This window comes from Mycobacterium sp. RTGN4 (genome assembly GCF_033804635.1).
GTDB lineage: Bacteria > Actinomycetota > Actinomycetes > Mycobacteriales > Mycobacteriaceae > Mycobacterium.
In genome coordinates this window covers 168,530-195,128 of the sequence record NZ_JAPZLB010000001.1, presented here as the reverse complement: position 1 = coordinate 195,128, position 26,599 = coordinate 168,530, and the positions used below count along the sequence as shown (strand labels likewise).

The 26,599-nt window shown below is 66.6% G+C and carries 23 protein-coding genes; 16 read left to right on the top strand and 7 right to left on the bottom strand.

Annotation, left to right across the window (positions count from 1 at the left end; genetic code table 11):
• The first annotated feature begins 33 nt into the window (after positions 1-33).
• The 6 genes from SLQ30_RS00880 (at position 34) to SLQ30_RS00855 (ending at position 5,908) form a co-directional block, all read left to right on the top strand.
• Complete coding sequence (locus SLQ30_RS00880) at positions 34-1,173, top strand: MoxR family ATPase (protein WP_319444958.1); 1,140 nt, start codon at positions 34-36, stop codon at positions 1,171-1,173.
• Positions 1,170-2,111, top strand: a complete 942-nt coding sequence (locus SLQ30_RS00875; protein WP_319444957.1) for a DUF58 domain-containing protein — start codon at positions 1,170-1,172, stop codon at positions 2,109-2,111. The genes SLQ30_RS00880 and SLQ30_RS00875 overlap by 4 nt, the downstream gene beginning before the upstream one ends.
• A gap of 65 nt (positions 2,112-2,176) precedes the next feature.
• On the top strand, positions 2,177-3,184 hold the full coding sequence (locus SLQ30_RS00870; RefSeq protein WP_319444956.1) for a VWA domain-containing protein: 1,008 nt from the start codon (positions 2,177-2,179) through the stop codon (positions 3,182-3,184).
• Positions 3,185-3,292: 108 nt separating this feature from the next.
• On the top strand, positions 3,293-4,009 hold the full coding sequence (gene fabG1, locus SLQ30_RS00865; RefSeq protein ID WP_319444955.1) for a 3-oxoacyl-ACP reductase FabG1: 717 nt from the start codon (positions 3,293-3,295) through the stop codon (positions 4,007-4,009).
• A 31-nt stretch (positions 4,010-4,040) separates the two neighbouring features.
• Entirely contained in the window at positions 4,041-4,850 is an 810-nt protein-coding gene (gene inhA, locus SLQ30_RS00860) for an NADH-dependent enoyl-ACP reductase InhA (RefSeq protein WP_319444954.1), read from the top strand.
• Positions 4,850-5,908 carry a ferrochelatase gene (locus SLQ30_RS00855; protein ID WP_319444953.1) on the top strand — a complete coding sequence of 353 codons (1,059 nt, stop codon included), beginning with the start codon at positions 4,850-4,852 and terminating at the stop codon, positions 5,906-5,908. The genes inhA and SLQ30_RS00855 overlap by 1 nt, the downstream gene beginning before the upstream one ends.
• Here SLQ30_RS00855 and SLQ30_RS00850 read toward each other — a convergent pair.
• Entirely contained in the window at positions 5,874-6,725 is an 852-nt protein-coding gene (locus tag SLQ30_RS00850) for a hypothetical protein (protein ID WP_319444952.1), read from the bottom strand. The genes SLQ30_RS00855 and SLQ30_RS00850 overlap by 35 nt on opposite strands.
• Before the next feature lie 59 nt (positions 6,726-6,784).
• On the opposite strand from SLQ30_RS00850, the gene SLQ30_RS00845 reads away from it, so the two are divergent.
• Positions 6,785-7,213, top strand: a complete 429-nt coding sequence (locus tag SLQ30_RS00845; protein ID WP_319444951.1) for an NfeD family protein — start codon at positions 6,785-6,787, stop codon at positions 7,211-7,213.
• A gap of 47 nt (positions 7,214-7,260) precedes the next feature.
• Positions 7,261-8,478, top strand: coding sequence for an SPFH domain-containing protein (locus tag SLQ30_RS00840; RefSeq protein WP_319444950.1), 1,218 nt, complete (start codon positions 7,261-7,263; stop codon positions 8,476-8,478).
• A gap of 65 nt (positions 8,479-8,543) precedes the next feature.
• Here SLQ30_RS00840 and SLQ30_RS00835 read toward each other — a convergent pair whose 3' ends face one another.
• On the bottom strand, positions 8,544-9,287 hold the full coding sequence (locus tag SLQ30_RS00835) for a TVP38/TMEM64 family protein (RefSeq protein WP_319444949.1): 744 nt from the start codon (positions 9,285-9,287) through the stop codon (positions 8,544-8,546).
• Between the two features lie 138 nt (positions 9,288-9,425).
• Here SLQ30_RS00835 and mutA point away from each other — a divergent pair, with 138 nt between their 5' ends.
• From mutA to SLQ30_RS00815, 4 genes are all read left to right on the top strand, one after another.
• Entirely contained in the window at positions 9,426-11,294 is a 1,869-nt protein-coding gene (mutA, locus tag SLQ30_RS00830) for a methylmalonyl-CoA mutase small subunit (protein WP_319445560.1), read from the top strand.
• A gap of 1 nt (position 11,295) precedes the next feature.
• Positions 11,296-13,578, top strand: a complete 2,283-nt coding sequence (gene scpA, locus SLQ30_RS00825) for a methylmalonyl-CoA mutase (RefSeq protein WP_319444948.1) — start codon at positions 11,296-11,298, stop codon at positions 13,576-13,578.
• Entirely contained in the window at positions 13,579-14,595 is a 1,017-nt protein-coding gene (gene meaB, locus SLQ30_RS00820) for a methylmalonyl Co-A mutase-associated GTPase MeaB (RefSeq protein WP_319444947.1), read from the top strand.
• Positions 14,596-14,674: 79 nt separating this feature from the next.
• Positions 14,675-15,970, top strand: a complete 1,296-nt coding sequence (locus SLQ30_RS00815) for a serine hydrolase domain-containing protein (protein WP_319444946.1) — start codon at positions 14,675-14,677, stop codon at positions 15,968-15,970.
• 1 nt (position 15,971) lies between these two features.
• Here SLQ30_RS00815 and SLQ30_RS00810 read toward each other — a convergent pair whose 3' ends face one another.
• Together SLQ30_RS00810 and SLQ30_RS00805 are read right to left on the bottom strand one after the other, a co-directional pair.
• Positions 15,972-16,934 (bottom strand): alpha/beta hydrolase, encoded by a 963-nt coding sequence (locus tag SLQ30_RS00810; protein ID WP_319444945.1) that lies wholly within the window; start codon positions 16,932-16,934, stop codon positions 15,972-15,974.
• A gap of 2 nt (positions 16,935-16,936) precedes the next feature.
• A complete protein-coding gene (locus SLQ30_RS00805) occupies positions 16,937-17,539 on the bottom strand; it encodes a TetR/AcrR family transcriptional regulator (protein ID WP_319444944.1) in 603 nt (200 codons plus the stop codon).
• A gap of 106 nt (positions 17,540-17,645) precedes the next feature.
• Between SLQ30_RS00805 and SLQ30_RS00800 the strand changes: the two genes are divergently transcribed.
• Positions 17,646-19,430: an NAD(P)/FAD-dependent oxidoreductase gene (locus SLQ30_RS00800; protein WP_319444943.1), complete on the top strand. Its 1,785-nt coding sequence runs from the start codon at positions 17,646-17,648 to the stop codon at positions 19,428-19,430.
• A 62-nt stretch (positions 19,431-19,492) separates the two neighbouring features.
• Complete coding sequence (locus SLQ30_RS00795) at positions 19,493-20,887, top strand: flavin-containing monooxygenase (protein WP_413467918.1); 1,395 nt, start codon at positions 19,493-19,495, stop codon at positions 20,885-20,887.
• A gap of 67 nt (positions 20,888-20,954) precedes the next feature.
• Here the strand turns inward: SLQ30_RS00795 and SLQ30_RS00790 are convergent, their stop codons facing one another.
• Both SLQ30_RS00790 and SLQ30_RS00785 read right to left on the bottom strand, forming a co-directional pair.
• Positions 20,955-21,689 (bottom strand): hypothetical protein, encoded by a 735-nt coding sequence (locus SLQ30_RS00790; RefSeq protein WP_319444941.1) that lies wholly within the window; start codon positions 21,687-21,689, stop codon positions 20,955-20,957.
• A 43-nt stretch (positions 21,690-21,732) separates the two neighbouring features.
• Positions 21,733-22,098 carry an XRE family transcriptional regulator gene (locus tag SLQ30_RS00785; RefSeq protein WP_319444940.1) on the bottom strand — a complete coding sequence of 122 codons (366 nt, stop codon included), beginning with the start codon at positions 22,096-22,098 and terminating at the stop codon, positions 21,733-21,735.
• A 135-nt stretch (positions 22,099-22,233) separates the two neighbouring features.
• Here SLQ30_RS00785 and SLQ30_RS00780 point away from each other — a divergent pair, with 135 nt between their 5' ends.
• Both SLQ30_RS00780 and ileS read left to right on the top strand, forming a co-directional pair.
• Complete coding sequence (locus SLQ30_RS00780) at positions 22,234-22,857, top strand: hypothetical protein (protein WP_319444939.1); 624 nt, start codon at positions 22,234-22,236, stop codon at positions 22,855-22,857.
• A 263-nt stretch (positions 22,858-23,120) separates the two neighbouring features.
• Positions 23,121-26,270, top strand: a complete 3,150-nt coding sequence (ileS, locus tag SLQ30_RS00775; protein WP_319444938.1) for an isoleucine--tRNA ligase — start codon at positions 23,121-23,123, stop codon at positions 26,268-26,270.
• Positions 26,271-26,300: 30 nt separating this feature from the next.
• On the opposite strand, the gene SLQ30_RS00770 is transcribed toward ileS, so the two are convergent.
• Positions 26,301-26,525 (bottom strand): RNA-binding S4 domain-containing protein, encoded by a 225-nt coding sequence (locus tag SLQ30_RS00770; RefSeq protein WP_319444937.1) that lies wholly within the window; start codon positions 26,523-26,525, stop codon positions 26,301-26,303.
• Positions 26,526-26,599: the final 74 nt, after the last annotated feature.

Here is a 26,599-nt window from a genome sequence, read left to right as displayed (position 1 = left end):
ATCGGCGGAACTGAACTAAGTGGGAGGAACTGAATGACGTCACCGAGTGGGCCGCCGCAGGGCGCCGGAGCCAATTCCGGCCCGGGCCCGGCGCAGGGTTATCCCCCCGGTCCCCAGCAGCCCCCGCCTCCCTCCGGCGGCTTGCAGGGCGAGGTGCACACTCTGGAACGGGCGATCTTCGAGGTCAAGCGCATCATCGTCGGTCAGGACCTGCTCGTCGAAAGAATGTTGGTCGGCCTGCTGGCCAAGGGCCACGTGCTGCTGGAAGGCGTGCCCGGCGTCGCCAAGACCCTTGCGGTGGAGACCTTCGCCAAGGTGGTCGGCGGCACGTTCGCCCGCATCCAGTTCACGCCTGACCTGGTGCCCACCGACATCATCGGTACCCGCATCTATCGCGTCGGCAAGGAAGAGTTCGACACCGAGGTCGGACCCGTGATGGTCAACTTCCTGCTCGCCGACGAGATCAACCGTGCACCGGCCAAGGTGCAGTCCGCACTGCTGGAGGTCATGGCGGAGCGCAAGGTGTCCATCGGTGGCAGGACGTTCCCGCTGCCGAGCCCATTCCTGGTCATGGCCACGCAGAACCCGATCGAGCAGGAAGGCGTCTACGCGCTTCCAGAGGCGCAGCGTGACCGCTTTCTGTTCAAGCTGAATGTCGACTACCCGTCGCCCGAGGAAGAGCGCGAGATCATCTACCGGATGGGCGTGACGCCGCCCACCCCCAAGCAGATCCTCGACACGACCGACCTGCTCCGGTTGCAGGGCGTCGCCGCCAACAACTTCGTCCACCACGCCCTGGTCGACTACGTCGTACGCATCGTGACGGCTACCCGCGAGCCCGAGAAGTTCGGTATGCCGGACGCCAAGGCGTGGATCGCCTACGGAGCGTCTCCGCGTGCCTCGCTGGGCATCATCGCGGCGTCGCGGGCGTTGGCGTTGATCCGTGGGCGCGACTACGTGATCCCGCAAGACGTCGTCGAGGTCATCCCCGATGTACTTCGCCATCGTCTGGTCCTGACCTATGACGCGCTGGCCGACGAGATCACCTCCGAAACCGTCATCAGCCGGATCATGCAGACCGTAGCCCTGCCGCAGGTGAATGCCATTCCGCAGCAAGGTCATTCGGTAGCGCCCGCAATGCCCACCGCGGCGGCTGCGGCTGGCGGTCGGTGACCGAGTCGCCAAAGCGGGCGGTCGACCTACCGTCCCTGCAACGCGGCGAGATTCGCGACCCCGCACTCTCGGCGGCGTTGCGAAAGCTGGAGCTGACCGTGCGTCGCAAGCTCGACGGGGTGCTGCACGGTGACCACCAGGGGCTGATGCCAGGGCCGGGCTCCGAAGCAGGGGAGGCGCGGCTCTACCAACCGGGCGACGACGTGCGCCGGATGGACTGGTCAGTGACGGCGCGCACCACCCACCCGCACGTCCGTCAGATGATCGTCGACCGTGAGCTCGAAACCTGGCTGGTGGTCGATGTGTCGGCCAGCCTGGACTTCGGCACGGCCGGATGCGAGAAGCGCGACCTCGCCGTTGCGGCGGCCGCGTCCATCGCGTTCCTCAACAGCGGTGGTGGCAACCGGCTCGGTGCGATCGTCACCAACGGCGAGTCGACCAAGCGGGTGCCCGCACTCTCGGGCCGCATGCACGAGCAAGAGCTGTTGCGTGCCATCGCCACCATGCCCAAGGCGCCACTCGGCGTCCGCGGCGACCTGGCGATCGCCATCGACGCGCTGCGCCGCCCCGAACGACGGCGCGGTATGGCGGTGATCATCAGCGACTTCCTCGGTCCGATCAACTGGATGCGACCGCTGCGGGCCATCGCCGGACGCCACGAGGTGCTCGGCATCGAGATCGTCGACCCCCGCGACGTCGAACTCCCAGACGTCGGGGACGTCATCCTTCAGGACACCGAGTCGGGGGTCACCCGCGAGTTCACCATCGACCAGCAGCTGCGCTCCGACTTCGAAAGGGCCGCGGCGACCCACCGCGCCGAGGTGGCTCGCACGTTGCGCCGGTGCAATGCGCCGCTGCTGACACTGCGGACCGACCGGGACTGGATCGCCGACGTAGTGAAGTTCGTGGCGAGTAGGCGCCGGGGTGCGTTGCGATGAGCGCTTGCAGCGCTTGGTGCACTCGGATCCGACTGAATCGATAAGACTGAAATGGCAAGCTGCACATGACATTACCGCTGCTCGGACCGCTGAGCCTCTCGGGTTTCGCACACCCGCTGTTCTTCCTCTTCTTCCTGGTGGTGCTCGGCCTGGTCGCGCTGTACGTCGTCGTGCAGCGGGCCCGCCACAAACGCGTCCTGCGCTTCGCCAACATGGAGCTGCTCGAGAGCGTCGCGCCGAAACGGCCCACCCGCTGGCGCCATCTGTCGGCCATTTTGATGGTGTTGTCGTTGACGTTGTTCACCGTGGCGATGGCAGGTCCCACCAACGACGTCCGGATTCCCCGTAACCGCGCCGTCGTGATGCTGGTGATCGACGTGTCGCAGTCGATGCGCGCCACCGACGTCGCGCCGAGCAGGCTGGTGGCGGCGCAAGAGGCGGCCAAGCAGTTCGCCGAGCAGTTGACGCCAGGGATCAACCTCGGCCTCATCGCGTATGCAGGCACGGCCACGGTGCTCGTGCAGCCGACCGTCAACCGCGACGCCACCAAGGCCGCCATCGACAAGCTGCAACTCGCCGACCGCACCGCGACCGGCGAGGCCATCTTCACCGCGTTGCAGGCGATTGCCACCGTCGGTGCAGTGATCGGCGGTGGTGACACCCCACCGCCTGCGCGCATTGTGCTGATGTCCGACGGCAAGGAGACGGTGCCGTCGAATCCGACGAACCCGAAGGGCGCGTACACCGCGGCGCGGACGGCCCACGACCAAGGCGTCCCGATATCGACGGTGTCGTTCGGTACCCAGTACGGCTACGTCGAGATCAACGACCAACGACAGCCGGTCCCCGTCGACGACGAAATGCTCAGGAAGATCGCGGAGTACTCCGGCGGTGAGGCGTACACGGCGTCGAGTCTCGAGCAGCTCAAGGACGTCTTCACGTCGCTTCAGGAGCAGATCGGGTACGAGACCCAAAAGGGCGACGCCAGCGTGGGCTGGCTGCGGCTGGGGTCGCTCGTGCTCGCCTTGGCTGCGGTGGTGGCGCTGCTGATCAACCGTCGTCTTCCTGGTTGATCCCGGGTCGCTTCGCTCCTGCCCGCTGAAGCCGATCCCGGGTCGCTTCGCTCCTGCCCGCCGAAGTCGATTTCCGGGCCGGCTAGCTAAGGCGATAGGTTGGCGGGCATGCCTGAGTTCGTTTCGCGCTCCGTTCTCGTCACCGGCGGCAACCGCGGCATCGGCTTGGCCATCGCCCAGCGGCTCGCCGCCGACGGTCACAAGGTCGCGGTCACCCACCGCGGTTCGGGTGCTCCGGACGGACTGTTCGGCGTGGAATGCGACGTCACCGACAACGAGGCCGTCGACCGCGCGTTCACGGAGGTCGAAGAGCACCAGGGTGCGGTAGAGGTACTGGTGTCCAACGCCGGCATCTCCCAGGATGCGTTCCTGATCCGGATGACCGAGGAGCGCTTCGAAAATGTCATCAATGCCAACCTCACCGGGGCGTTCCGGGTTGCGCAGCGGGCGTCGCGGAGCATGCAGCGCAAGCGATTCGGCCGGATCATCTTCATCGGTTCGGTCTCGGGTATGTGGGGTATCGGCAACCAGGCCAACTACGCGGCCGCCAAGGCCGGACTGATCGGCATGGCCCGCTCGATCTCCAGGGAGCTGTCCAAGGCCGGGGTCACCGCGAACGTGGTGGCGCCTGGCTACATCGACACCGAAATGACCAGGGCGCTGGATGATCGAATCCAGGCCGGGGCGCTGGAGTTCATCCCGGCGAAGCGCGTCGGCACCGCCGAGGAGGTCGCAGGGGCGGTCAGCTTCCTGGCGTCCGAGGATGCGAGTTACATCGCCGGTGCGGTGATCCCGGTCGATGGCGGCATGGGCATGGGCCACTAAGAAGACATGGGCTAGAGGAGAAAACACAGATATGACAGGGCTACTCGAGGGCAAGCGCATCCTCGTCACGGGCATCATCACTGACTCGTCGATTGCGTTTCACATCGCGCGCGTCGCGCAGGAGCAGGGCGCCGAACTCGTGTTGACCGGGTTCGACCGGATGAAGCTGATCCAGCGCATCGCCGATCGGCTCCCGAAGCCGGCGCCGCTGCTCGAACTCGACGTTCAGAACGAGGAGCACCTCGGCACGCTGGGCGCGCGGGTCACCGAGGTCATCGGCGAGGGCAACAAGCTCGATGGAGTCGTGCACTCGATCGGCTTCATGCCGCAGACCGGAATGGGCATCAACCCGTTCTTCGATGCCCCGTACGCGGACGTGGCCAAGGGCATCCACATCTCGGCGTACTCCTACGCGGCGCTGGCCAAGGCCTTGCTGCCCATCATGAACAGCGGCGGCGGCATCGTCGGCATGGACTTCGACCCCACCCGTGCCATGCCGGCCTACAACTGGATGACGGTGGCCAAGAGTGCACTCGAATCCGTCAACCGGTTCGTGGCGCGCGAGGCCGGTCAGTACGGTGTGCGTTCGAATCTCGTTGCAGCGGGGCCGATCCGGACACTGGCGATGAGCGCCATCGTCGGTGGGGCACTGGGCGATGAGGCGGGCGATCAGATCAAGCTGCTGGAAGAGGGCTGGGATCAGCGGGCACCGCTGGGCTGGAACATGAAGGATCCGACGCCGGTCGCCAAGACGGTGTGCGCCCTGATCTCCGAATGGCTGCCCGCCACTACGGGAACCATCGTCTACGCCGACGGTGGAGCGAGCACGCAACTCCTCTGATGGACTTCGACGCGGTCCTGCTGCTGTCCTTCGGCGGTCCCGAGGGGCCGGAGCAGGTGCGGCCCTTCCTGGAGCAGGTCACCCGCGGGCGGAACGTGCCACCGGAGCGCCTCGACGACGTGGCGCGGCACTATCTGCACTTCGACGGCGTGTCCCCGATCAACGGGATCAACCGAGCCCTGATCGACCAGTTGGGGATTGAACTCGAAAGCCGTGGAACCCCACTCCCGATCTACTTCGGCAACCGCAACTGGGCGCCGTACGTCGCGGACACGGTCGAGCAGATGCGTGCCGACGGGGTCAGGCGCGCCGCGGTGTTCACCACGTCCGCATGGGGCGGGTATTCCAGCTGCACCCAGTACGTCGAGGACATTGCAGGCGCGCGTGCCTCGGTCGGCGCCGGTGCTCCGGAGCTCGTCAAGCTCCGCCAGTACTTCGACCATCCCCTGTTCGTCGAGATGTTCGCCGATGCCATCCTTGCGGCGGCCGCACGCTTGCCGGCCGAGCTGCGCGCCGATGCGTCGCTCGTGTTCACCGCCCACTCGATTCCGGTGGCTGCCGACGAGCGTCACGGTCCGCGGCTCTACAGCAGGCAGGTGGCGTACGCCACCCGGCTGGTCGCCGATGCGGTGGGCTACCAGCGCTACGACCAGGTGTGGCAGTCGCGGTCGGGCCCACCTCAAATACCGTGGCTGGAACCCGATGTAGGCGAACAACTTTCGCAACTGACGGCGGCGGGCGCCAAGGCCGTCATCGTCTGCCCGATCGGGTTCGTCGCCGACCACATCGAGGTGGTGTGGGACCTCGACAACGAACTGCAGGAGCAAGCTGACGCTGCCGGTGTGGTGTTGGCGCGAACCGCCACCCCCAATGCGGAGGAACGTTTCGCGCGATTGGCCGTCGACCTCATCGACGAATTGCGAATCGGAACTACCGAGGCCAGGGCCATTGGTCGAGATCCCGTGCCCGCGTGCGGATATGACGTCGACGGTCAGCCGTGTGCGGCGTCGCCGCGCTGTGTCGCTACCTTTGCCACGCCGAGTGCAGGATCGCGCTGACGGCTGCCAGTCGCGCCGACCGGACGACGCCTACCAGCGGGCGAAGCGCCTCGTTGGCGGTCTGAACCTCCGAGGATGACTGCAGACCGATGGGCATCAGGCCGGAGCTCACCGCGATGATCGCGTCGACGTGCGCGGCGTTCTCAAGCACGCGCAGCGCGCGTTCGGGGGCATGGTCGGGGGCGCGGTGCAGCCGGCCGGACTCCAGGATCTGCTCGACCATGCCACGTGGGTCGGCGAGGTCGGCGCCCGTCGCGCCTGCGCGCAGCGTGCCGAGCGCGTCGGCGGCCGACCGCACGGCCGAGCGCAGTTCGTACTCCGCCTGGCCGAGGTCGAGGTGGTCGCCCACCGGCGCGCCGGGCAACGAGTAAACGGTCCAGGCCAGCGCGCGAGGTTCGGGGTCGTAGTCCTCGTCTTCTTCGTCGTCGGCATAGTCGAAGTCCGGGACAAGGCCGATCGCCTCGGATGCACCACGTGCGACGATCAGCGCCTCGCCGGCGGTGATGGCGTCAGCCTGGAACTGGGTACCGGCCGCGAGTCCGCGGACGTCCCCTGGCACCGGCAGTGCCACGGCCATTGCGGGCGCTCCGGTCGCGGGGCCTGCCGCCGTGCGCAGGGTCTGCAGCAGCGAGACTGCCCCTGCGTCGGTGAGGTCGGGCCACGGCAAACCCGTGCTGCCTGCCGCAACGGAATCATAGGCGGTGACGGAATGCCTTGGCGCCCAGAGTGATAACGCGTCAAGGACGTCGTCGGGCGCGGCAACGCCTGCGAGCCAGGCGTTGGCCCACACCGAGAGGGAAGCACTTGGGCACCACATGATGATCGCAGTGTAATAGTTACGGACTCGTCCGGTCGGCTACGCGATAGGGTGGTGTCATGGCAGCCTGGTTCTGGCTCATCGCAGCGCTGGTTTTGGCTGGTGCGGAGGCGCTGACCGGTGATCTGTTCCTGCTGATGCTCAGTGGCGGCGCGGTGGCCTCGGCTGGCGCGCACCTCGCCTTCGATTCCTTCCTGGTCGACGGCATCGTGTTCCTCGTCGTCTCAGTGCTGCTCCTGCTGCTCGTGCGGCCGGCACTGCGGAAGCGGTTCGCCGCGGGCACCGGTCTCGCGGAGCCGATGAAGGCCCTCGAAGGCAAGAGCGCGCTGGTACTGGATCGGGTCGCGCGCCACGAGGGCCAGGTAAAACTCGATGGCGGAGTCTGGACGGCGCGGCCCCTCGACGACAACGATGTCTACGAGCCGGGCGATCACGTCACCGTCATGCGCATCGACGGCGCCACCGCCGTCGTCTTCAAGAGCGTCTGAGCTGAATTCGCAGTTTCTGCAGTTTCTATAGGGGAGGAGCCCAACAAATGGATCCAGGAGCCGTCGTCGTCCTGATCTTCGTGATAGCACTCGTGTTGTTCGCGATCGTCGTTGTCGCCAAGTCAGTCAAGGTGATACCGCAGGCCGAGGCCGCGGTCATCGAGAGGCTCGGCCGCTACAGCAAGACGGTGTCAGGACAGCTGACGCTGCTGTTGCCGTTCGTCGACAAGATCCGCGCCAGGGTCGACCTGCGCGAGCGGGTGGTGTCCTTTCCGCCCCAGCCCGTGATCACCGAGGACAACCTGACGGTCAACATCGACACCGTCGTCTACTTCCAGGTCACTGAACCGAAGGCCGCGGTCTACGCGATCAGCAACTACATCGTCGGCGTCGAGCAGCTCACCACCACCACGCTGCGCAACGTGGTCGGCGGCATGACGTTGGAACAAGCGCTGACGTCGCGCGACCAGATCAACGGGCAGCTCCGAGGCGTGCTCGACGAGGCCACCGGCCGCTGGGGGCTGCGTGTCGCGCGTGTCGAACTGCGAAGCATCGACCCGCCGCCGTCCATCCAGGACTCGATGGAAAAGCAGATGCGCGCCGACCGCGAGAAGCGCGCCATGATCCTGACCGCCGAGGGCAACCGCGAGGCGTCGATCAAGCAGGCGGAGGGGCAGAAGCAGGCTCAGATTCTCTCCGCCGAGGGCGCCAAGCAGGCCGCGATCCTGGCGGCCGAGGCTGACCGGCAATCCCGCATGCTGCGCGCTCAGGGCGAGCGCGCCGCGTCCTATCTGCAGGCTCAAGGCCAGGCGAAGGCGATCGAGAAGACGTTCGCGGCGATCAAGGCCGGTCGTCCGACGCCAGAGATGCTGGCCTACCAGTACCTGCAGACCCTGCCTCTGATGGCCAAGGGTGAGGCCAACAAGGTTTGGCTGGTGCCAAGCGATTTCGGCACCGCGCTGCAGGGCTTCACCAAGATGCTCGGCGCGCCGGGTACCGACGGTGTCTTCCGTTACACGCCATCGCCGGTCGAGGAAGACCTACCCAAGCCGGAGGACGACTCCGCCGAGGTTGCCGAGTGGTTCAACACGAAGACCGATCCCGAGATCGCGCAGGCCGTCGCCCAGGCGGTGGCCGAGGCTCGGACCCCGGTTGCGGGCGTCCTCGACGCACCCCCGCAGTACGCGCCGCTGTCACAGCAGGCGCAGCGACCCGGCGAGTACACGCAGCCGGTACCTAGGCACGGTGCCGCCGGGCAGAAGTGACCCTGCTGACGGATCGAAGGACCTACACGCTGCTGGCAGTGCCCTGACCGTGAAATGGCCGTCGGTCAGGGCGTGACGGCGGGTTCGGCGGGAGGCTGCGCGGCTTCGTCGGGTTGGTGACTGCGCCGGTGGGTACGGATCTCGTAGGCCAGTCCTGCGATGCCCAGGCAGGCAGTGACGAACGAGATCAGGACCAGCAGTGGGTTGACGTGGCCGGTGAAGGCATCGCCGAGGATGACCACCGCGGCCGTGCCTGGCAGCAATCCGACGAACGTGGCCAACGTGTAGGGCAGGACCCGCACCGCCGACGAACCCGCCGCGTAGTTGATCACCGAGAACGGCACCGCCGGAATCATCCGCATGGACAGCACCGTGGGCCAGCCGCGTTCCTGCAGTCTGGCGTTCAGCGAGTCCACCCTCGGATGCCTGACCAGCCGCTCCATGTGCCATCCGGCGGCCCGCACCAGCAGCAGTGCCACCAGCGCGCTGACCGTACTTGCGGTGACGGCGAGCGACACGCCGAGCAGCGGACCGAACAGCAGTCCGGCGGCGAGCGTGAACGCCGTCCGCGGGAACGGGAGCACGGTCACCACCACGTGCGCGGCGAAGAACGCCACCGGGAACCACGGACCCACCGAAGTGGCCCAATCCCTGAGTTGCACCGCGCTGGGCAGGGGCGCCAGCAGCCCAAATGCGACGAGGATCACAATCAACGCTGCGATCATCACAATCCGGCGGCGGGGCACCTGAGCTGCCGTCGCAGCAACTGCCGCGCGTACTGCGCGGAACGTGCTGACTACGGGCTTCACGTCTACCAAGGGTACGGGGGACACTCCAGTGCTTGGTGCCGTCGCGATCGCGCGTCGCACTGCCCGCCGGATCGTGACGTGATGGCGATCATTTAGCCTGATGGCCGGGTGTTAACTCACACGCAGCGACAACAGGAGATGCCGGTGTCCGGACACGGGTCCAGTGCAAGCCTCAGCGACGTCGAAGCGGACCTTGCTCAGTGGCGGTCCGGAGTGGCGGGTGTGCTGGCCAAGAGCAGTCGCAAGGATCCAGCAGACCTGGGTGTCGAACCCGAGCGGCTACTCGACTCGCCGACCTATGACGGGTTTCCGATTCGCCCGCTGTATACGGTCCTTGACGCGCTTCCAGAGCCTCCGTTGCCTGGTGAATGGCCCTTCGTTCGCGGTGGCGACGCGCTTCGGGATGTGCGGGCCGGGTGGAAGGTCGCCGAGTCCTTCCCGATCGCCGGACAGTCCGACCTAGCCGAAGGAAACGGCGCCGTGCTGGGCGCGCTCGCCGACGGGGTAAGCGCGCTGGCGTTGCGAGTAGGCCAGGGTGGCGTCGACGCGAACGCGGTGGATCGACTGCTGGAGGGGGTGCTCCTCGACCTGGTCCCAGTGATCCTCTACGCCGGCGCCGACTACGTCGCGGCGTCGGAATCCGTGCTGGCGTTGGTGAGTGGCTTCGACGACGAACGGCGGGCCCGACTCTCGGTCGACCTTGGTGGCGATCCGTTCACGGCGCCGCTGACGGGCACGCAGGGACCGCAGGTCGATGACGTCGTCGCTTTCGCCAACAAGGCAATCGAATTCGGCGGGGGCGTGCGGGCGATCACGGTGGATGGCCCCGCCCTCCACGACCTCGGTGCCAGCGCCGGGTGGGAACTCGCCGGTGCCATCGCCGCAGGCGTCGACTACCTCCGTCTGCTCATCTCGAACGGTCTATCGGTGCGGGACGCGCTGCGGCAGCTCAGCTTCCGCTTCGCCGCCGATGATGATCAATTCATGACCATCGCCAAACTACGTGCGGCGCGCCAACTCTGGGCCCGGGTCGCCGACGTCGCGGGCGAGCCGACGGCCGGGAACGCCACCATCCACGCCGTGACGTCGCTGCCGATGATGGCTCAGCGCGACCCCTGGGTGAATATGCTGCGCACGACGCTTGGCGCCTTTGCCGCCGGGGTCGGCGGGGCCGACACCGTGCTGGTGCTTCCGCTCGACGCTGCGATTCCCGGTGGGCTGCCAGGTACTGCAACGACTTTCACGCGCCGCATGGCGCGCAACACCCAGCTGCTACTTCTCGAGGAATCCCACATCGGCCGGGTGATCGATCCCGCAGGCGGTTCCTGGCACGTCGAAGACCTGACCCGACGGCTCGCGGAAGAAGCCTGGAGTCACTTCCAGGACATCGAAGCGCGAGGCGGGTTCGTCGAGGCCCGGGACCACGTCGTCGCCGAAATCTCGGTGGTGGCGGATCGTCGCCGCGCCGACATCGCGCACCGCCGCACCGCGCTCACCGGTGTCAACGAGTATCCCAATCTCGCTGAAGCGCCGCTGCCGCAACTTGATTCAGATGGCCTGGTGGTCAGGTACGCAGCTGACTTCGAGGCGCTGCGAGACCGGTCCGACGCCCACCTCGCTGCCAAGGGGGCGCGGCCGGCAGCGGTGTTGCTTCCGATCGGGCCGCTCGCCGAGCACAACATCCGTGCGACGTTCGCCGCCAATCTGCTGGCGTCTGGAGGGGTCGAGGCCGTCAATCCCGGCACCGTCGACGCTGCCGGAGTGGCGGATGCCGTCGCGGCTGCCGGTCAGCCCGCCGCCGTGGTGATCTGCGGCACCGATGCGCGCTACGGAACCGACGTCTCGGACGTCGTGGAAGCCGCTCGCGCAGCGGGTGTTTCATACGTCTACCTGGCCGGTCCGGAGAAGGCGGTCGCGGACGCGACAAGCAAGCCCGACGAATATCTCACCGCCAAGATCGACGCGATCGATGCGCTGTCGACCCTGCTCACCCGATTGGGGGCCTGACATGGCTGTATCCAATGTCGCCGACCAGGCGGCTCCGGGCGTGACGCCGAGCATTGCGAGCTTTGCCGACGTACCACTGCACGGCGAGCGCACGCCTACACCGGCGACCGAAGCCGCTGTCGGCGAGCACGTCGCCGCGGCCGCCGCCGCACACGGGTACACCGCCGAGCAGCTGACCTGGGCCACTCCGGAGGGCATCGACGTCAAGCCGGTGTTCGTCGAGGCCGACCGTGACGTCGCGGCCGCAGCGGGTTACCCGGTGGACAGCTTCCCGGGGGCGCCGCCCTTCGTGCGCGGGCCCTACCCCACGATGTACGTCAACCAGCCGTGGACCATTCGCCAGTACGCGGGCTTCTCCACCGCCGCGGAGTCCAATGCGTTCTACCGCCGTAACCTCGCCGCAGGCCAGAAGGGCCTCTCGGTGGCGTTCGACCTCGCCACCCACCGTGGGTACGACTCCGACCATCCGCGCGTCGCTGGCGACGTCGGAATGGCTGGGGTGGCAATCGATTCCATTCTGGACATGCGCCAGCTGTTCGACGGCATCGACCTGTCGGCGGTGTCGGTGTCGATGACGATGAATGGCGCGGTGCTGCCGATTCTTGCGCTGTACGTCGCGGCTGCCGAGGAGCAGGGCGTACCACCGGAGAAGCTCGCGGGGACCATCCAGAACGACATCCTCAAGGAGTTCATGGTCCGCAACACCTACATCTATCCGCCAAAGGCTTCAATGCGGATCATCTCCGACATCTTCGGCTACACCAGCACCAAGATGCCGAAGTACAACTCGATCTCCATCTCCGGCTATCACATCCAAGAGGCCGGAGCCACTGCGGATCTCGAGCTTGCGTACACGCTGGCGGACGGGGTCGAGTACATCAAGGCCGGCCTCGCCGCCGGCCTCGAGATAGACAAGTTCGCGCCCCGGTTGTCGTTCTTCTGGGGCATCGGGATGAACTTCTTCATGGAGGTCGCAAAACTGCGGGCGGGTCGCCTGCTGTGGAGCGAACTGGTCGCGAAGTTCGACCCTAAGAGCGAGAAGTCGCTGTCACTGCGCACGCACTCGCAGACGTCGGGTTGGTCGCTGACTGCGCAAGACCCCTTCAACAACGTCGCGCGCACGTGCATCGAGGCCATGGCGGCCACGCAGGGCCATACCCAGTCGTTGCACACCAACGCATTGGACGAGGCGTTGGCGCTGCCGACCGACTTCTCCGCCCGCATTGCGCGCAACACCCAGTTGCTCCTTCAGCAGGAGTCCGGCACGACCCGCCCGATCGATCCATGGGGCGGTTCGTATTACGTCGAGTGGCTGACACACCAACTGGCCGAGAAGGTCCGCGCCCACTTCCGCGAGGTCGACGAGCACGGTGGCATGGCGCAGGCGATCGATGACGGCATTCCGAAGCTGCGCATCGAGGAGGCTGCAGCGCGCACCCAGGCCCGCATCGACTCCGGTCAGCAGACCGTCATCGGGGTCAACAAGTATCAGGTGGACTCCGACCACGAGATCGAGGTGCTCAAGGTCGAGAACAGCCGCGTGCGCACCGAGCAGCTCGAGAAGCTGCAACGACTGCGCGCCGATCGCGACGAGGCCGCCACCCAGGCCGCATTGGCCGAACTGACCCGCGCGGCAGCCGCTTCGGGGTTGGCGGGGGAGGACGGGCTCGGTAACAACCTGCTGGCCCTGGCCATCGACGCGGCCCGCGCCAAGGCGACGGTGGGTGAGATCTCCGACGCGCTGGAAAAGGTGTACGGACGCCACCAGGCCGAGATCCGCACGATCGCGGGCGTGTACCGGGATGAGGTGGGCAAGGTTAGCAACGTAACTGCTGCAACGGAACTCGTCGAGAAGTTCGCCGAGGCCGACGGTCGCCGGCCGCGCATCCTGGTGGCCAAGATGGGTCAGGACGGCCACGACCGGGGCCAGAAGGTAATCGCGACGGCGTTCGCGGACATCGGTTTCGACGTCGACGTCGGCTCGTTGTTCTCCACTCCCGACGAGGTGGCCCGCCAAGCCGCTGACAACGACGTCCACGTGGTCGGGGTCTCGTCGCTGGCCGCCGGACACTTGACGCTGGTGCCTGCGCTGCGCGACGCGTTGGCTGAGGCGGGTAGGCCCGACATCATGGTCGTCGTGGGCGGCGTCATCCCGCCCGGCGACTTCGACGAGCTATACGCGGCGGGCGCGACGGCGATCTTCCCGCCGGGCACCGTGATCGCGGATGCAGCCATCGGCCTGCTGGAGAAGCTGGCCGAGCGGTTGGGTTACGACCTTGGGTAAATGACGGCTCCGGAGGGTAGGAGCGAAGCGACTCGGGATGGAAATCTGGAGCTCGCTCAGGCGCTTTCACACGGTGACCGTGCCGCGCTGGCGCGGGCCATCACGCTGGTCGAGTCGACAAGGCCAGACCACCGGGAGCAGGCCCAGCTGCTGCTGACGGAGCTGATGCCCGAGGCGGGCAGCGCCATGCACGTCGGCATCACCGGGGTACCGGGGGTCGGAAAGTCGACGACCATCGAGGCGCTCGGCATGTACCTCATCGGGCAGGGCCACCGGGTTGCGGTGCTCGCCGTCGACCCGTCGTCGACGAGGACCGGAGGCTCGATACTCGGCGACAAGACCAGGATGGCACGCCTCGCCGTGCACTCCGATGCGTACATCCGACCGTCGCCGACGTCGGGCACGTTGGGCGGAGTGGCGAAGGCCACCAGGGAAACGATCGTGCTGCTCGAGGCCGCCGGCTACGACGTCGTACTCGTCGAGACGGTGGGTGTGGGTCAGTCCGAGGTGGCAGTCGCCAACATGGTCGACACCTTCGTGTTCCTCACGCTGGCGCGTACCGGTGACCAATTGCAGGGCATCAAGAAGGGTGTCCTCGAGCTGGCCGACGTCGTCGTGGTCAACAAGGCCGACGGCAGCCACGCCGTCGAGGCGAAAGCCGCCGCACGCGAGCTCGCCGGGGCCATTCGATTGCTGTATCCGCGCGACACGCTATGGCGCCCACCAGTTTTGACGATGAGCGCGCTGGAGGGCATCGGGCTGTCGGAGCTGTGGGACACGGTGCTCAAGCACCGCGACGTGCTCACCCAAGCGGGTGAGTTCGAGGACCGCAGGCGTCGGCAGCAGGTCGAGTGGATGTGGTCGATGGTGCGCGATTCGGTGCTGGATCGCTTGTTGACGAACCCGACGGTGCGCAAGGTCCGCGACGAGGTCGAGCGGCAGGTCCGTGCAGGCGAGTTGCCTCCGGCCCGCGCTGCGCAGCAGATCATCGAGGCCGCCGACCACCCGATGGGCTAAATGCGGAAACGTGCCGGTTGCCTAACAGATCGGTAACCGGTGAAAAGTTTGCCGGGGGTCCAGGTAAATTGTATTGATTGTGACCCATGCAATACGCGGGGAGCGCAGCGCGGCGCTCTCGCACGGTGCCGGCGACGCTGGCCTACCGGATGCCGTCCGTGGCGCGGCGGATCCCAATTTCGCCTGTGCCGTTCGAGCCTTCGACCAGCTGTTTCCATGGCGCCGACTTGGCGGTGGAGCGCTCTCGGTCTACCTCGACGGCCAACCCGTCGTCGACGTGTGGACCGGATGGGCCGACCGTCGCGGTCGGCAGCACTGGTCCGCGGACACGGGGACCATGGTGTTCTCTGCAACCAAGGGCATGGCGTCCACCGTCATCCACCGGCTCGTCGACCGCGGACTCATCGACTACGACGCGCCCGTCGCCGAGTACTGGACGGCGTTCGGCGCCAACGGCAAGGCCGCGATCACGGTGCGCGACCTCATGCGGCACCGGGCCGGCCTGTCCCAGCTACAGGGCGCGAGCAAGGCTGACCTGTTGGATCACCTCCTCATGGAGGAGCGGATGGCCGCTGCGCCGATGGGGCTGTTGAAGGGCAGGCCCGCCTACCACGCGCTGACCTACGGCTGGCTGATGTCCGGGCTGGCGCGTTCGGTCACCGGGCGGGGCATGCGGGAGCTGTTCCGCACCGAACTGGCCGCGCCACTGAACACCGACGGCTTCCACCTCGGGAGGCCGCCCGCGAGCGCGCCGACGCAGCCCGCCCAGATCATCGGCCCCCAGTTCGGCATCCCCAATCCGATCTTCAACGCCGTCGCGCCGCACATCGCCGCGCTCCCGGTGTCCGGCATCTTCGGATCGATGTACTTCCCGGGGATGAAGGCGACCGTGCAGGGCGACATTCCGCTGCTCGACGGGGAGCTTCCGGCCGCCAACGCAGTGGCCACCGCGCGGGCCTTGGCCCGGATGTACGGGGCCATCGCCAACGGCGGTGTCATCGACGGCACGCAGTTCCTGTCGGCGGACACCGTCGCGGGCCTCGCGGGCCGGCCCAGCTTCTACCCCGACGGCAACATGGGGATGCCGATGTCGTTCCATCTCGGCTACCACAGCCTCCCGCTTGGCGGCTTGCTGCCCGGCTTCGGGCACGTCGGCCTGGGTGGTTCACTGGGCTGGGCCGATCCGGAGCGCGGCCTCGCCTTCGGCTTCGTCCACAACCGCCTGCTGACACCGCTGGTGATGGCCGATCAGGCCGGCTTCGTGGCGACCGCGGCACTGATCCGGCGCGGCGCGGCCGGCGCGAGAAAACACGGGTTCGCGCCCGTGGCCGAATTCGGCGCTCCGTTCACCGAAGCCACCAACGCTGCGGTCTGACTCAGAGCGCCCGCAGACGGCGGATCCGGTCGCTGATGGCCCGGCGCGACGATTCGGCGTTGGGGGCCAAGGCATCCGACGCATGCGGAGCGCCCGGATAGACGTGCAGCTCGACCCGCACCCCGGGCTCGGCCAGCCGGTCGGCATAACTGATCACCTCGTGGCGGAACACGTCGAGCTCGCCGACCTCCAGGTACGACGGGGGTAAGCCGCGAAGGTCGGACTCCCGGGCTGGGGCAGCTGCGGGCGGGACGTCCGCGGTGCCTGCGCGGTCGCCCAGCAGCGCGCCCCAGCCCGTGACGTTGTCGTCGTAGGTCCACGTCAGGAACGGCACCAACCGTGGATCCGGGACGGTCGTCCTGTCGTCGAGCATCGGATAGATCAGCAGCTGTTGGGCAATTCGAGGACCGCCTCGGGCGCGGGCCAGCAGGGCCACCCCGGCCGCGAGGCCGCCGCCTGCGCTGTCACCCATCACCGCGATGCGTTGCTCGTCGATACCTAGCTCGGCGGCATGCTCGGCGAGCCACCGCAGCGCCGCGTGGCAGTCGTCTACAGGCGTGGGATGGGGAAACTCGGGAGCGACACGGTAGTCCACCATCAACATCGGAACACCCGAGGCGGCAACGTAGCCGCGCACCGCCGAGTCGTACAGCTGGCGGGTCTGCGCCAGGCCGAGGATCATCCCGCCGCCGTGGAGATAGAGCGCGGCGCTGCCCGGTTGCTCGGCGTCTTCGCGGCGGTACCACGTCATGGCGACCGTCGCACCGTCCTCGCGTCGCAACGTGTAGTCGGTGGTCTCGATGCCGGTCACCGGGGGCCGGATGGCCGCCAGCTGCGTGAACGTCACCTCGCTGGTGACCCTCCTGCTCTCCACGTCGCCGACCGGAGGCGGATCGCCCACCGGCCGTGCGGCGAGCAGCGGTCCAAGCTCGGCCAGCACGTCGGGATCGAATTCCAGTGCCATGCTTACGAACTCCTGAATAACGTGCCGCGGATCAGCCGCTTGGCCGTCGCGAGCGTGTCCTGATTCGGGTGGGGTGTCTGAGCCCGTTCGGTCAATCCGCGCGCGAGCGCGAACAGCACGTCGACGGCCGCCTCGGGATCGACGTCGGTGGCGAGCGCCCCGCCGCGCCGGGCATCGTCGATGATCTCGGCGATGATGCCGCGAATCGCCTGCACGCCAGCCCGGTTCGGGTCGTCGCTCTCCGCGCGCATGGCCCGCTCGAACGCGGCAAGGTAGGGGTACTCGCGCATCAACCGGTCCGACTCGTCGAGCAGGGCGTCGAGTCTGTCGACGACGTCGTCCTCGCGCTGTGCGGCCGCCCGAAGGCGGGGGAGGGTGAGCGCTTCGATGGATTGGGCTGTCGCCTTGAGCAATTCGCGCTTGGTGGCGAAGTAGTTGTACAGGCTTCCGCTGGTGACGTCCGCGGCGCGCGCGATCTCCCGGATGGTGGCCTGGGAATAGCCGCCCTCGGCGACGCACCGTATCGCGGCATTCAGGATGCGGCGCCTGGTCTCCTCGCCGCTGGCTCCGACCGGCCTGCCCAACGACACCGTGGCAGGGTTCATCTCGCCGCTACCTCCCGTGTCGATCGATTCGTACTATATAACCAATCGGTTGCTTATATTCAGTCGAGAACGCCCGAGCGCGACTCGGAGCAAGGGAGGCGGCCCAGTGACGGAGCATGCCCTGGGCTTCGACCCCGACGCACTGCGGGCGAAGTACGCGCAGGAGCGGGCCCGGCGCCTTCGAGCCGACGGGCTGTCGCAATACGTGGAAGTGGCGGGCTCCTTCGGCCACTTCGCCGACGATCCCTGGGTCACCGGCCCGCTGGTGCGCGAACCCATCGTCGACGAGATCGACGTGGCGATCGTCGGAGCAGGATTCGGGGGATTGCTCACCGGCGCCCGTTTGCGTGAATCGGGCGTGCAAAGGCTGCGGTTGATCGACAAGGCCGCCGACGTGGGAGGCACCTGGTACTGGAACCGCTATCCGGGGATCGCCTGCGACGTCGAATCCTACGTATACATGCCGCTGCTCGAGGAGCTTGGCTACCTGCCGTCGGAGAAGTACGCCAAGGGCGCGGAGATCTTCGAGCATTGTCGCCAGATCGCTCGGCGATACGACCTTTACCGGGACGCCTGCCTGCAAACCGCGGTACATGAGATCCGTTGGGATGAAAGCGATTCGAGATGGCTCATCTCGACGAATCACGGTGACGAGATACGGGCCAGGTTCGTGTCGATGGCCAACGGCTACATACAGCGCCCCAAGCTGCCGGGCATTCCGGGAATCGATTCGTTCGGTGGCCACGCCTTCCACACCAGCCGTTGGGACTATGCGTACACAGGCGCGGACCTGACTCGGCTTGCCGACAAGCGCGTTGGGCTCATCGGAACCGGGGCGACCGCCATCCAGTGCGTGCCCCACCTCGCCAAGGCCGCACAGCACCTCCACGTATTCCAGCGCACCCCTTCGACGGTCGACGTCCGGGCCAATGCACCGACGGATCCGGACTGGGCCGCGGCGCTGAAACCGGGTTGGCAGCGCCGACGCATCGAGAACTTCCAGCTGCTGACCGCGGGCGGCGAAGCCGACGAGGACTTGGTCGCCGACGCGTGGACGAGCATCACGAAGAAGCTCTTCCTGATGCGCAGCCAGGGCGAGCTCGAGGCGAACCCCGCCGAGTTGGCCGACTTCGCGAAGATGGAGGAGATCCGGGCGCGCATCGACGGAACAGTCGTCGATCCGGCGACGGCCGAGGCGCTCAAGCCCTGGTACGGGTACTTCTGCAAACGGCCGTGCTTTCACGACGACTACCTGGCGACGTTCAACCGCGACGACGTCACGCTGGTCGACACGCACGGCCTCGGCGTCGAGCGGATCACCGAGTCGGGGGTGGTCGTCGACGGCGTCGAACATCCGCTGGACTGCCTGATCTTCGCGACCGGGTTCGAGGTCGGCACTGACTACTCGCGCCGTTCCGGCTTCGAACTGATTGGGCGCGATGGGGTCACGCTCACGGAGGCCTGGCGCGACGGCGTGCGCACGCTGCACGGCGTGCACGTCCGAGGCTTTCCCAACGCCTTCGTACTCAGCATCGCCCAGTCGGGTTTCACCGTGAACTTCCCGTATCTGCTCGACGTCCAGGCCACCCACGTCGCCGGTGTCATCGCGCGGGCGCTCGAACTCGGCGTCACCGAACTGGAGGCTTCGGCGGAGGCCGAGGCGGCGTGGGTCGACGCGGTGATGCAACGCTCGACGGCCAGTATCGACCGGGCCAAGTCGTGCACGCCCGGGTACTACAACCGCGAAGGCGAGTACGACGACAAGACCCGCCAAGGCTCGTTCTTCTTCGGTGGCCCAACCGAATACGACGAGACCTTGCGCGCGTGCCGCAGTGACGGCGGATTGGCGGGCCTGGACGTGCGCCGCGCGCAGCGGACGGCATCGTCGTGACGGGTCGACTCAGCGTCGCCATCATCGGGGCAGGCTTCGGTGGCATCGCCACGGCGGTTGCAATGCGCCAGGCTGGATTCGACGACATCACCATCATCGAACGGTCCGACGGCGTGGGCGGCACGTGGCGGTCGAACACCTATCCCGGTGCGGCCTGCGACGTTCAGAGCCACCTCTACTCGCTGTCGTTCGCGCCGAACCCGGGCTGGTCGCGCACCTACGCCCGGCAGCCCGAGATCCTGGCCTACCTGGAGTCGGTCGCCGACGAGTTCGACCTGCGTCGCCACCTGAGGCTCGACACCGCGCTGACCCGGACGCGCTGGCACGAGGACGAGGCGCGCTGGCAGTTGGATATCGAATCGGGCTCCGGTGCAGAAACATTGGACGCCGACGTCGTGGTCAGCGCCGTCGGTCTGTTCGCGGAACCGCGCCTCCCCGACATCGAGGGACTGGCCGACTTCACCGGGCCGCTGGTGCACACCTCGCGATGGGACGACACCATCGCGTGGGCGGGCAAGCGCGTGGGTGTGGTCGGCACCGGCGCCAGCGGCGTTCAGGTCATCCCCGAACTCGCAGACGTCGCTGCGCAGGTGACGGTGTTCCAGCGCACGCCGCCGTGGATGGTGCCCAAGGACGATCGCCACTTCACCCCCGAGGAACTGGCGCGGTTCCGTAGCGACCCCGTTGCCGCCACTGCGGAACGGAGCAGGATCTGGCAAGAGTTCCACGACAACACCGCCGTTGCCGCCGACGACCCATTGGTGACCGGGCGCCAGGGTTACGCCAAGGCATTCCTCGACGCGCAGGTCGCCGACGAGGCGCTCCGGGCGCAGTTGACGCCCGACTATCCCTTCCGCTGCAAGCGGGTGCTGCTCGGGGACGACTACTACCGAGCGCTGCAGCGAGACCACGTCGAGTTGGTGTCGGATCCAATCGTCCGCATCACCGACCGTGCGGTCGAGACGGCGTCCGGCGGGCGCGTCGAGGTAGACGCGATCGTGCTGGCCACGGGATTCGAGACCAGCCAATACCTTTCGGGGTTCGACGTGATCGGGACCGGAGGGCGGCGCCTGCATGACGAGTGGGGTGACGACCCGCGCGCCTATCTCGGCGTGGCAGTCCACGGATACCCGAACTTCTTCATGCTCTACGGTCCGAACACGAACCAGGGCGGCAACTCGATCGTCTACATCCTCGAAGCGGCGGCCGAACTGGTGCTCGACGCCGTGCGCCGACTGGCGCGAGCCGGCGGCAGCCTCGAGGTGACCGCGGCGGCGCAAGCGCGCTTCAATGCCCGGATCGACGCCGAACTCGACCGTTCGGTGTGGACGAAGTGCGACAGCTACTTTCGCTCACCGTCCGGGCGCATCGTGACGCAGTGGCCCTACACCGAACTCGAGTATGCCCGCGCGACAGAGCGGCTGCAGGACGGTGACTGGCTGCACCGCATGGGCTAGGTCACGCCGAAATCGATTACTCCGTGCATCAATTCGATCGCCAGGGAGGTGCAGTAGGCTGAGCCCGTTAGTGGCTCGCCTTGCTGAACCACTTGGTCTTGATGCGCCAAGAGTGCGCCGACGTCAGCGCGAATCCCGCGCCACACATGCACGCGAAGAACCACACCAGGGTGCCGTTCTCGATCGGCTGCAGCGACGGCACCAACGCGGTGACGATGCGGACGAGGCACGCCATCATGCCGCTGAAGGAGGCAGCCAGATAGACGTTGGCGACGGTGCGCGAACGCGGGTCCTTCCGCAGCACCAGCAGTGCACGCGAACCGTAGCCAAGGAGGTAGATCAGCGTGCCGCACAACAGTATCCAGTAGGCGCTGAGCCAGAAGTCGGTGTGCAGCTCGAAAAAGTCAGCCTGATAGATCGCTGCGCCGTTGCCAAGAGAGAACGTGGCAAGGAGTAGCGGAATGCACAACGTCGCGGGGCGCTCCACGTACTGCTTGAACGTGGTCTGCATGGCGTGGTCGTCCTGCAGCCGGCCGAGGGCGTTGTAGACGATCGCTGATGCCGCGACGACGTACAGATCGTGGCCGATGTAGTCCTCGAGGTTCCACATGCCGGTGAGCGCATGCAGCCAATGGCCCACCGTCTCGGAGGCAAACGGCGACATCAAGAACACCGTCGCGCCCTGAAGGGCGATGTTCAGCGTGGCGGCAACTTCCCAGCGGCATGACCAGGTGACGCGGCGAATCCACAGACTCCACGCGATACATGCCAGCGTGACCGTGATGAGGACTGCCAGACCCATGAGATGTCGCCTTCGAGCTTTCTTCCGTTAGCAAATTCTGCCGCTAGAGCGGCGGTGCGTCGGGCCGCGGCGTGAGATCGCGCAGTCGCGGCCGGTGGACCGTTCGTCGTTCGGTGACCGGTTCGGCGATGGTGGCCACGGAAAGCGGTGCCGACTCGACGTAACTCCACACCTCCTCCCGGCTCATGAGGCCAAATCGGACCTGTAGATCGGGGTAGCTGAGGTTGAACCGATCCGCCACCAGTCGCATCTCTTCTGCGTTCGGGTAGTCCACTTCCTTGATGCGGCGATAATAAGTGCTGCTGGACGTGCCGAGGGCGTCGTAGATCGCCTTGGCATCGACGTCGCCGTCGAGTAGGTAGTCGAGCAGCGTTTTTAGCTGCCTGCCGTTCTCGTCAGTCCTTGGCACCGGCATAGCTTAGCCGGTCTTCCCTTGGATGGGCAGTACCAACCGCAAATCGGCCAAAGGCATCTTAATTGACACGGCCGTCACAGTATTGGCAGATGTGTCCCATTTTTGGGACAGTCGTGTAGCGTGCATTTCATGACGCGCGCAAACTTGCAGCTGACCGATTACGACGCCGAGGGACCCCTTCACGTCGACGACCTCAAGAAGGTGGCGGCCCCGCTGACGGTGCTGCTGACCCAGGAGCTCGACGGTGCTGCGGAAGCGTTGGGGCTAGCCAGCAACGAGATCCTCATCGCGGCACTCGGCCGTGCCATCCAGCGGACCATCGGTGACGGGATCGTCACCCTCGACGTTCCCGGCTACGGCACCAGCGTGCACTCGATGACCCTGCGGTGCGCGGCACCCGCCCAGACCCCTGCCGAAGAAATGCTCGGGGGAGTCCGCGACGCCCTGGAGGCGCTGAAGGTTCGTCGAATCGTGCACGAAGTGCCCGACGATCCTCGTGACCAGCCGGTTTCGGAGCTGCTCTTTGCTGACGGCGACACCGCGGCGGCCCTACCGCACCTCGGCCATGCCCTTGAGTTGCGGACGTACCGGGTCGGCGACGTCATCGCGTTGGACTGGTGGTTCGACGCACGCAGCTTCGAGCCGTACACCATCGAGGAGCTAGCCGAACAGTTCCCGCTTGCGCTGATCGAGCTGACTTCGGAGGCCACGCCGCCGATCCATGCCACCCCCGAATTGGCGATGGCGCACTAGCCGGCGGCTAGGCATTAGAATTCTCGGAACGGCGTCGATCCGGCCATCACCGGGGAGTCTTCGGAAGAACGGCTGCGGTCCCGACCCGGCTCAGTAGAACCGAACGGTTGGGCCCGTCAACGTCCCAAGTCGAGCGGCGCACTCTGTGCGCAAGCGGGGTGGTACCGCGGCGCTCGCGCATTCCGCGCGTCGTCGTCCCCGTGCCTGAACGAACCTGGGCTTCTCGGAGCGCCAGCGACAATTTGGCACAGGAGACGACACACGTGAGCGCCTACCCCAAGCCGGCCGGTGGATCGCCCAGCTTCCCCGATCTCGAACTCGAGGTGCTGGACTACTGGGCGCACGACGACACCTTCCGCGCCAGCATCGATCGACGCGACGGCGCCGACGAGTACGTGTTCTACGACGGGCCACCGTTCGCCAACGGACTGCCGCACTATGGGCATCTGCTTACCGGCTACGTCAAGGACATCGTGCCGCGCTACCGAACCATGCGTGGCTACAAGGTCGAGCGTCGATTCGGATGGGATACGCACGGGCTCCCCGCAGAGCTCGAGGTTCAGCGTCAACTCGGCATCACCGACAAGTCCCAGATCGAAGAAATGGGCATCGAGAAGTTCAACGATGCCTGCCGGACGTCGGTGTTCAAGTACGCCGACGAGTGGCGGTCCTACGTCACCCGCCAGGCGCGCTGGGTCGACTTCGACAACGATTACAAGACGCTGGATCTCGGTTTCATGGAATCGGCGATCTGGGCGTTCAAACAGCTGTGGGACAAGGGCCTGGCCTACGAAGGCAACCGGGTGCTTCCGTACTGCTGGAACGACGAGACTCCGCTGTCCAGCCATGAGCTGCGCATGGACGACGACGTCTACCAGAACCGGCAGGATCCCGCGTTGACGGTGGGCTTTCGGATCACCGCCGACGAGCGCTCGCGCGAGGAGCCGACAGCAGCAGCGGAGTTGGCAGGAGCGCTCCTCTTGGTCTGGACGACGACACCGTGGACGCTGCCGTCGAACCAGGCAGTTGCCGTCAATCCAGACGTGACGTACGTGCAGGTGGAGGTCGAAGGGCGGCGCTACGTCCTGGCCGAGGCCCGGCTCGCGGCCTACGCCCGTGAACTTGGGGAGCAGCCGACTGTGCTGCGAACTTACTCCGGGAAGCAGTTGTTGGGCGTGCGGTACCTGCCGCCGTTCCCGTATTTCATGGACTCGCCCAACGCCTTTCGCGTCCTGCCGGGGGAGTTCGTCACCACCGAGGACGGCACGGGCATCGTGCACATGGCCCCCGCCTATGGTGAGGACGACAAGGCGACCGCTGACGCCGCAGACATCGCCGCGGTCACGCCGGTCGATTCGAAGGGTCGGTTCGACGCCACGGTGCCCGACTATGCGGGCCAACACGTCTTCGACGCGAACCCGCAGATCATCCGCGACCTCAAGAACCAGTCGGGTGCGGCCGCAGTCAACGCTCCCGTGCTGTTGCGCCACGAGACCTACGACCACTCGTACCCTCACTGCTGGCGGTGCCGAAACCCCTTGATCTACCGCGCGGTGTCGTCGTGGTTCGTCAAGGTGACCGAGTTTCGCGACCGCATGGTGGAGCTCAACCAACAGATCACGTGGTATCCCGAGCACGTCAAGGACGGACAGTTCGGCAAGTGGCTTTCGAATGCGCGGGACTGGTCGATCTCCCGAAACCGCTACTGGGGCACCCCAATTCCGGTGTGGACGTCCGACGATCCGGCCTATCCTCGCATCGACGTGTACGGCAGTCTCGACGAGCTCGAGCGGGACTTCGGGGTGCGGCCCGACAATCTGCACCGGCCCTACATCGATGAATTGACCCGGCCCAACCCGGACGATCCGACGGGCCAGTCGACCATGCGGCGCATCGAGGACGTGTTCGACGTCTGGTTCGACTCCGGCTCGATGTCGTACGCGCAGGTGCACTATCCGTTCGAGAACGCCGAGTGGTTCGACTCGCACTTTCCGGCCGACTTCATCGTGGAGTACATCGGCCAGACCCGCGGCTGGTTCTACATGATGCACGTGCTGGCCACCGCGATCTTCGACCGGCCGGCGTTCCGCAACTGCGTGGCTCACGGCATCGTGTTGGGCAGCGACGGTCAGAAGATGAGCAAGTCGCTGCGGAACTATCCCGACGTCACCGAGGTGTTCGACCGGGACGGCTCCGACGCCATGCGGTGGTTCCTGATGGCGTCGCCGATCCTGCGCGGCGGCACCCTGATCGTCACCGAACAGGGCATCCGCGAAGGTGTCAGGCAAGTCCTGTTGCCGTTCTGGAACGCGTACTCGTTCCTGTCGTTGTATGCACCCGAGAAGGGGGTGTGGCGCACCGACTCGGCCAACGTCCTCGATCGCTACGTGCTGGCGAAGCTCGCCGCGTTGCGCGACGAGCTCACCGAGGCCTTGGATCTTTGCGACATCTCGCGGGCATGTGACGAACTCCGCCAGTTCACCGAGGCGCTCACCAACTGGTATGTGCGACGGTCTCGTTCGCGGTTCTGGGAGGAGGACCGCGACGCCATCGACACGTTGCACACGGTGCTCGAAGTAACCGGACGGCTCGCCGCGCCGCTGTTGCCGCTCATCGCCGAGGTGATCTGGCGCGGCATCACCGGCGAGCGGTCGGTACATCTGACGGATTGGCCTGCGCCCGGCGAGGTGCCCGCCGATCCCGCTCTGGTGGCGGCCATGGACCAGGTTCGCGACGTGTGTTCGGCTGCGTCCTCGTTGCGCAAGGCGAACAAGCTGCGGGTGCGGCTGCCGTTGCCGAAACTGACCGTGGCTTTGGACAAGTCGGTGGATCCATCCTCATTGCGGCCGTTCGTTGAGCTCATCGCCGACGAGCTCAATGTCAAGAGTGTGGAGTTGTCCGACGACATCGATGCCTTCGGTCGGTTCGAGTTGTCGGTCAACGCCAGGGTCGCAGGGCCGCGCCTCGGCAAGGACGTGCAGGCCGCCATCAAGGCCGTCAAGGCCGGGGCGGGTGTGGTGAATCCGGACGGCAGTCTCACTGCGGGTCCCGCGACGCTGCTTCCCGACGAGTATTCATCGAAACTGGTTGCAGCGGAACCAGAATGGACCGCTGAGCTTCCCAACGGCACGGGCCTGGTGGTGCTGGACGGAACGCTCACGCCCGAATTGGAAGCGGAGGGCTGGGCCAAGGACCGCATCCGCGAGCTGCAGGAACTTCGCAAGACGACCGGCCTGGACGTGTCCGATCGGATCCACGTCGTCATGTCGGTCCCGGCAGCGCGAGACGCATGGGCCCGCAGTCATGCCGAGCTGATCGCAGCCGAAGTGCTGGCGACCAGCTTCGAGTTCGGTGAGCCCGCGGATGCGGTCGAGCTCGGAGACGGTGTGACGGTCGCGATCGCCAAGGCCTGATCCCCTTGCCGGTGCCGGTATTTCGCGGCGTCAGTTCGCGGTGACCCGCGCGGAGCTGCCGGCCACCGTCACGACGTCACCGAGGCGCAGTTGCCTCCCTCGACGCGTCTCGACGTCGTCGTTCACGATGACAGCGCCCGCCGCGAGCTCGGCCTTGGCATCCGAACCACGATCGATCAGATCGGCGAGCTTCATGAACTGTCCGAGCCGGATCGACTGGTCCCGAATCGGGACGTCCCGAACGGGTTCCGTCATGGACGTCAGGCTAGCGCCTAGCATCGCGATCGTGACCTCCGACGACGCTCGGGCAGCACGAGCCGCTGCCCCGC